This is a genomic window from Paenibacillus sp. OT2-17 (genome assembly GCF_009827695.1).
Classification (GTDB): domain Bacteria; phylum Bacillota; class Bacilli; order Paenibacillales; family Paenibacillaceae; genus Paenibacillus; species Paenibacillus polymyxa_B.
Window position 1 is genome coordinate 1 of the sequence record NZ_WUDQ01000181.1, and the last position, 6,745, is coordinate 6,745.

The following is a 6,745-nucleotide window of genomic DNA, read 5'->3' on the forward strand; positions in this document are numbered from 1 at the left end:
TATTCCCTATGCATCGAGCCTGAGGGTTTTATTCAATGGGGATGTATACCTTCATACTCAAGTGATCTGGATAGGAGGAATTCATCACGTCCGTAATTTCAAAATCAGGCCCCTCCCTCCGTTCAAAATTAGAATTAGGAAGCCATGTGCCATAGATAAAGTCTCGTATATTCTGAACCCGTCCATCTGAACCCGAAGCGTCAAACTCAGCATACTTCCCTGCTGGAATCTCCATATATATGAAACCCTCTGCCAGTTCTTTTGACTCTTTTTCAACTGCCTCGCCCACCACAAATGAAAATGCACCGTTGTCTTCAAATCGACAGGCAACCCCATATGACATTCCCGGTGCAATTTTGTTCGGGATAAACATAAAATATTCATTTGCTCCAAAGTGCCCATAAAACCCTGGGATTTCTTTATAGTGCTGCTCATTATTCAGATTTGTTTTATATTCATATCCTACAATTTTAACTGTTTCGAGCTGCAATATCACCGGCTTATTCACATCCAAATCCCCCATCGTATTTTTTTGGTAATCCAGAAAATTGATTTTACTTTGCGCAGGAAACTCGATATCACCGTTACGATACTTGCCAGGGGTGATCCCAAAATTCTTTTCAAAAGCGCGGGTAAAAGCTTCTTGTGAGTTGTACTGATACTCAATAGCAATGTCCAACACTTTTTGATTGGATTGTTTTAGCTGTTCAGCCGCCTCGGACAATCTTCTCCTTCTTATATATTGTTGAACCGTAAAACCCGAAATGGCCTGAAAAACCCGTTGGAAATGAAAAGCTGAAAAACATGCCTGTGAAGCAATCTCGGCAATTTTTAAATCCTCCCGGAGATTCAATTCAATAAACTCAATCGCACACTGAATTCGTTTAAAATAGTCCATATAATCCTTCCCCGCACTTGTAATTGTTTTGGTTATCGATCCTACACCCAAATTGTGCAACCCACGTTTTCATTATGTATAACTCTTTACCTACATGTTTGATTATTTGTGCTAAGTTTACCATGACTTTTCACTTGTCAGAAAAAAAAGCAACGCTGAGATCGATACAATCTCAGTGCTGCTTTTGAATATATTTTCATTATCCAAGCTTGATTTTAGCAAATTTCCGTTTACCTACCTGCACAATGTCGCCTTCCTTCGGCGTGTATGCTTCGTTCACATCGGTCCATTTCTCTTCGTTAATTTTGACCGAACCCTGCTGAATACTGCGCTTGGCTTCACCATTTGATGCTGCAAAGCCCAGATGAGTCAGCAACTGGATCACACGAATGCCACCTTCTTCTAACTGATCAGCCGTCAAGGTGAACTCTTCAATATCGTCAGGCAGCGCACGTTGCTGGAATACGGTCACAAAATGCTGCTTCGCTGCTTCCTCTGCTTCTTCACCGTGGTACATGCGCACTAACGTTCCAGCCAGCTTCATTTTGGCATCACGTGGATGTACTGAGCCGTCCTTAACACCTTTCGCCAGCTCTGCCAGCTCCTCGTTGTTGATATCCGTTGCAAGCTCAAAATATTTCAGCATCAGCTCGTCAGGAACGGACATGGATTTCCCGTATATTTCGTTCGGCTCCTCATCAACACCAATGTAGTTCCCCAAACTTTTGCTCATCTTCTGGACGCCATCCAGCCCTTCAAGCAATGGTAATGTAATAGTAGCCTGCGGCTCAACTCCGTATTCTTTTTGCAGGGTTCTGCCCATCAGCAGATTAAACTTCTGATCCGTCCCCCCCAATTCAATATCGCTTTGGAGAGCCACGGAATCCATGCCCTGCATCAGCGGGTAAAAGAACTCATGGATGCTGATCGGCAATCCGTTTTGGTACCTTTTTGTAAAATCATCTCGTTCCAACATACGGGCAACCGTTACTTTGGCCGACAGGGTTACTACATCAGCAAAAGACATTGGCCCTAACCATTCGGAATTGTAGAATACCTTTGTTTTTTCAGGATCGAGAATTTTAAAAATTTGTTCCTTGTACGTTTGTGCATTACGCTGTACATCTTCCTCAGTCAGTTGCTTACGAGTCTCCGATTTACCTGTCGGATCACCAATTCTGCCTGTAAAATCTCCGATAATCAGTTGCACTTGATGGCCTAATTCCTGGAACTGGCGCAGTTTGTGCATAACAACCGTATGTCCGATGTGAATGTCGGGCGCAGATGGATCAAGACCCAGCTTAATTTTGAGCGGCTCGCCGCTAACGACCGATTTGATTACCTTACGCTTCAGCTCATCCTCCGGTACAATTTCCGCCACACCCCGCTGTATCACCTCTAGCTGTCGCTCGACCTCTACCTGTTGCTCCGGCTTCAATTCTTCCCACTTCATCCTGTATACCTCCTATTTTTCATCCAAAATATTACATATTATACAAACCAAAAAGCCCCTTTCATCCCAAGGGACGAGAAGGAGCTACTCGCGTTACCACCCTAATTAAAGAAACGCATGTCAAAGACAGACATTTCTTTCACTTCATTCCTATAACGGGCCTACACCCGGTACTGGATTACTATGGTAGCTTCGCAAACCTGCAAATGCTTTCCATTCATCCAGACAGCTCCAGACGGTAATTCAAAGGAGGGACGCTACCGATTCACACCACCCATCGGCTCTCTGTACAACGTGAATCCGCCTTCTACTGAAGTCTTTCTCTGCTTTTCACGATATTTACTTTGACCTATTTATAACACACTGCTTTTATGTAGTCAACGACACCAAAAGACAGGCTTTTTAGCATATGGGTTCATTTTGTAATTTTATGCTATAATAATGGCTGTTATAAAGGAGGAAGACTTAATGGTTGAAGAAAAAAACAATGTATCAGCGCCAAAGCCTTCCCGCTTGAGGACAACCATGCGAAGGCTCGGCCGTGTCATAAAGTGGGTCATCATCATCGGTTTTATGGGGGCACTATTTGCAGGGGGGGCCGCCGCTGGCTATGTCGCTTCTATTGTAAAAAGCGAACCCGTGCGTTCCAGATCCATGATCCTACAGGAAGTAGATAAGAATGCAATTACAGGCTTCGCTTATTTCAATGATGGCTCTCCCATCGGACAACTTCGGACAGAAGAAGATCGAAGACCTGTCACGTTTAAGGAGATTCCACAACTCGTCATTGACGCAGTCATTGCCATTGAAGATAATCATTTTTATGAGCATAAAGGTGTCGATTTGTCGGGAACGCTGCGTGCTGTGAAGCAAAAGGCGCTGCATGAATCCGTACAAACCGGGGGTAGTACCCTCACCCAGCAGCTTGCGCGTCGTGTCTTTCTAAATCTCGATCGCACGGATGACCGCAAGGTCAAAGAAATTTTGCTGTCTCTGCGCCTTGAGCGCTTCCTGAGCAAGCACCAAATTATTACGGCCTATCTCAATAAAGTACCTTTTGGTAACGGTTCAAGCGGTTACAACGTCTTTGGCATTAAAGCAGCGGCCAAAGGTATTTTTAATGAGAATGATCTGAACGAGATTAATGTAGCCCAGGCCGCCTATCTGGCAGGTTTGCCACAGCTTCCTTCTTCTTATTCTGCTTACAACGGTAAGGGCGAGTTTAATGAAGCTGGCTTTAAAAGAGCCATCAACCGCCAGCACCTGGTGCTCAGTCGAATGCTGGAGGAGAACAAAATCAATAAAGCACAGTATGATGAAGCGATGGCTTTTGATATCAAAAAATCTCTCGCACCACGCACTGTTAAAGCTTATAACACCTATCCATACCTTATGATGGAAACAGAACGACAGGCTGCGCAGGCACTCATGTCTGTCACCAATCCGGGTCAAGCAGCTAATGCCAGTGCAGATGCCAAGACCAAGGACGATAACGATTTACTCAAAGAAGCTGAACAGCAGCTTCGCACAGGCGGTTATATGGTGTACACCACCATTGATAAGAGCGTCTACAAATCTATGCGTCAAATTGCAGAAAATAAAAACAACTTCTCTGCCACTAGTAAAACCAAGGGTGACGAACAAGCAGCGGCTATTCTGATTCAGCATAAAACAGGCGCCATTCTTGGAATGATGGAAGGTCGGGACTTCCAAAAGGAGCAGATGAATTATGCCACGCAGATGGTACGTCAGCCAGGTTCGGCAATGAAACCGATTGCTGCCTATCTCCCTGCATTGGACAGCGGTCTTGTGCAGCCTGGTAGTATCGTGGATGATGCCCCTATTATTTTGAAAGATGGCAGTAATGGATATCACATTCCGAAAAATGCTAACAACCGCTATCAAGGATTGGTTACGGCGCGTTATGCACTGAATCAATCGCTAAATACGATAGCACTCAAGCTGTTTAACGAAAAAGTAGGGATTAGCAATGCTTGGGCTTTTGCTAAAAAACTGGGTATCACCACCTTGGAATCCAGTGATAACAACGCTCAAACGGGTGTACTTGGCGGCTTGGCCCATGGGGTGACCGTCGAGGAACTCACGAATGCATATGGAGCCATTCCAAATGGCGGTGTGTTTAATGACGCCTATATGATCGAAAAGATTGTGGATTCGCAAGGCAATATTGTATATAAGCATCAGGCTAATCCTGTGCAGGCCTTCTCACCGCAAACCGCCTACCTGATGACGGATATGTTGCGTACAGCCGTGTCGGAAGGCACAGGCAGACTGGTGAAGCGGAACTTTGATCAATCCGGCAAGATTCCGATTGCCGGCAAGACAGGCACTACGCAATCCTACACTGATGTTTGGTTCGAGGGCTTTACGCCTGACGTCACGCTGGGTGTATGGGTTGGTTACAAGCAACCTGTCAATAAGCTTGAAACGAAAGTCCAAAAAGAGCGGGCTCGTCGCTTATGGGCTCTAATCATGAATGAAGTAACAGCTAAAGATGCCCAGCTGTTCCAAACGGACAGCTTCAAGAGACCTGACGGCATTGTAAGCCGTACAGCATCCGCGTATGGTTCGGACATTTATAACAGTAAGTATCCACCTAAAAACAGTGAAAATGGTGTGAGCCGTGCGAAATATATTACCTACCAAGGTGTGAATTATATTCCACGCGATGGTACACCGGATGATATGTTATATGAACGGACCGTTAGAAAACGGGAAAAGCCCATCTCAGAATTGATTAAAGAGCTTCAGCAAGCCTTCAAGGTGATGAGACGACATAATTCGTTGTCCTACTATCTGCCTCAGGATGCAGATAAGGAAGCTCCTACTCAGATTGATCCACGCAAGGACGATGGAGCAGCCCCTAACGCTCCATCTAGCATCAACGTAAGCTATAGTGACGGCAAAGCCATAATCAGCTTTAGCCCAAGCGGAAACAGCGACGTTGTAGGATACCGTCTGTATCGTTCTACAGATGGGGGCAGCTTCCAACGGCTTGGCAAGGTTGTTATGGCTGATGGCTCCAAGGTGTTCTCTGACAGCCCTGGGGGCAGCAGCTCCAGCTACTACGTGACCGCCGTTGATGTAGGCGGCCATGAGTCTGGGCCAAGCACGAAAGCAAGCGCAGCACCTGTGGTGCCACCTGCAGATTCTGAGTCTCCAGACGTTCCGGGCGAGGGAGATGGAACAGGTGCACAGCCTACAGAGGTTCCTACTGCCCCTGGACAGCCTCAAGCTAAAGCCGCTGGCTCATCCGTAGCGCTCCAATGGAGCGCAGGTAAGTCTGCGGACGCTATTACAGGCTATAACGTGTATTACAGCGAAAGCGGTGCGGAGCCTTTTACAAACATAGGCTCTACCGCATCTCCCAGCTTTGAATATAAGTCGGGGAAAAAGCCAAAAGGCTGGTTTCGTGTCACTTCCATGAATACCATAGGGGAATCGGCTCCTTCCGGAGCCGTCCGTCCATAACTGAAGACAAAAGCAGAAAGTGATAGGTTGGGTGAATATGAGATTCACCCTAACAAAAAGGGAGTCCCCTTAGCCATTAAGGCTTTGGAGACTCCCTTTTTTAATTCTAATATGCACAGCACTTCAATCCTCTATGGTAGATAAGTCACCTGTAGGAAGGTTAAGCTCCCAGGCTTTCAACACGCGTCTCATAATTTTACCGGAACGGGTTTTGGGTAGCTTTTCCTTAAACTCAATTTCGCGTGGAGCAGCATGAGCAGACAGCCCTTCCTTAACGAAGCGATAGATGTCCTGCTGTAAAGCTTCAGACGGTGCATAGCCTTCACGCAGTGCAACAAAAGCCTTGATAATCTCTCCCCGCACGGTATCTGGTTTTCCAATGACTCCGGCTTCCGCTACTGCAGGATGCTCCAGAAGCTTGCTCTCCACCTCAAAAGGGCCGATTCGCTCCCCGGAGGAGTTAATGACATCATCAATCCTACCCTGAAACCAGAAATATCCGTCCTCATCCATGTAAGCTGAATCACCCGATACATACCAACCGGGAAAGCGGAAATATTCCTGAAACTTGTTCGGATTGTTCCATATACGATTCATCATGGATGGCCATGGTGTACGGATCGCCAAGTGGCCCATCCGGTCAGGAGGCAACACCTGCCCTCTGTCGTCCAAAATAGCAGCCTGAATACCTGGAAGTGGCTTTCCCATCGAACCCGGCTTAATTGGCAGCTCAGGGTAATTACAGATCAACTGTGCTCCTGTTTCCGTCATCCACCAAGTATCATGAATGCGCTGTGTATACACTTGCCATCCCCATCGCACCACTTCTGGATTCAACGGTTCCCCGACGGATAATACATGCCGCAGGCTGCTGAGATCATATTTGGAAACAACCTGCTCCC

At 46.4% G+C, this 6,745-nt stretch carries 4 protein-coding genes and 1 other annotated feature; of the genes, 1 reads left to right on the top strand and 3 read right to left on the bottom strand.

The window, feature by feature from the left end; translation table 11 throughout:
- Positions 1–28 precede the first annotated feature (28 nt).
- Both GRP75_RS16625 and tyrS read right to left on the bottom strand, forming a co-directional pair.
- Positions 29–898 carry an AraC family transcriptional regulator gene (locus tag GRP75_RS16625; RefSeq protein WP_068941495.1) on the bottom strand — a complete coding sequence of 290 codons (870 nt, stop codon included), beginning with the start codon at positions 896–898 and terminating at the stop codon, positions 29–31.
- Positions 899–1,097: 199 nt separating this feature from the next.
- Positions 1,098–2,351, bottom strand: a complete 1,254-nt coding sequence (gene tyrS, locus GRP75_RS16630) for a tyrosine--tRNA ligase (RefSeq protein WP_013310921.1) — start codon at positions 2,349–2,351, stop codon at positions 1,098–1,100.
- A 66-nt stretch (positions 2,352–2,417) separates the two neighbouring features.
- Positions 2,418–2,684: a binding site (T-box leader), on the bottom strand.
- Between the two features lie 135 nt (positions 2,685–2,819).
- Here tyrS and GRP75_RS16635 point away from each other — a divergent pair.
- Positions 2,820–5,843 carry a penicillin-binding protein 1A gene (locus tag GRP75_RS16635; RefSeq protein WP_160789841.1) on the top strand — a complete coding sequence of 1,008 codons (3,024 nt, stop codon included), beginning with the start codon at positions 2,820–2,822 and terminating at the stop codon, positions 5,841–5,843.
- Between the two features lie 123 nt (positions 5,844–5,966).
- Here the strand turns inward: GRP75_RS16635 and GRP75_RS16640 are convergent.
- Positions 5,967–6,745: AMP-binding enzyme (locus tag GRP75_RS16640; protein ID WP_160789842.1), on the bottom strand; the 779-nt coding region annotated here is incomplete at its 5' end.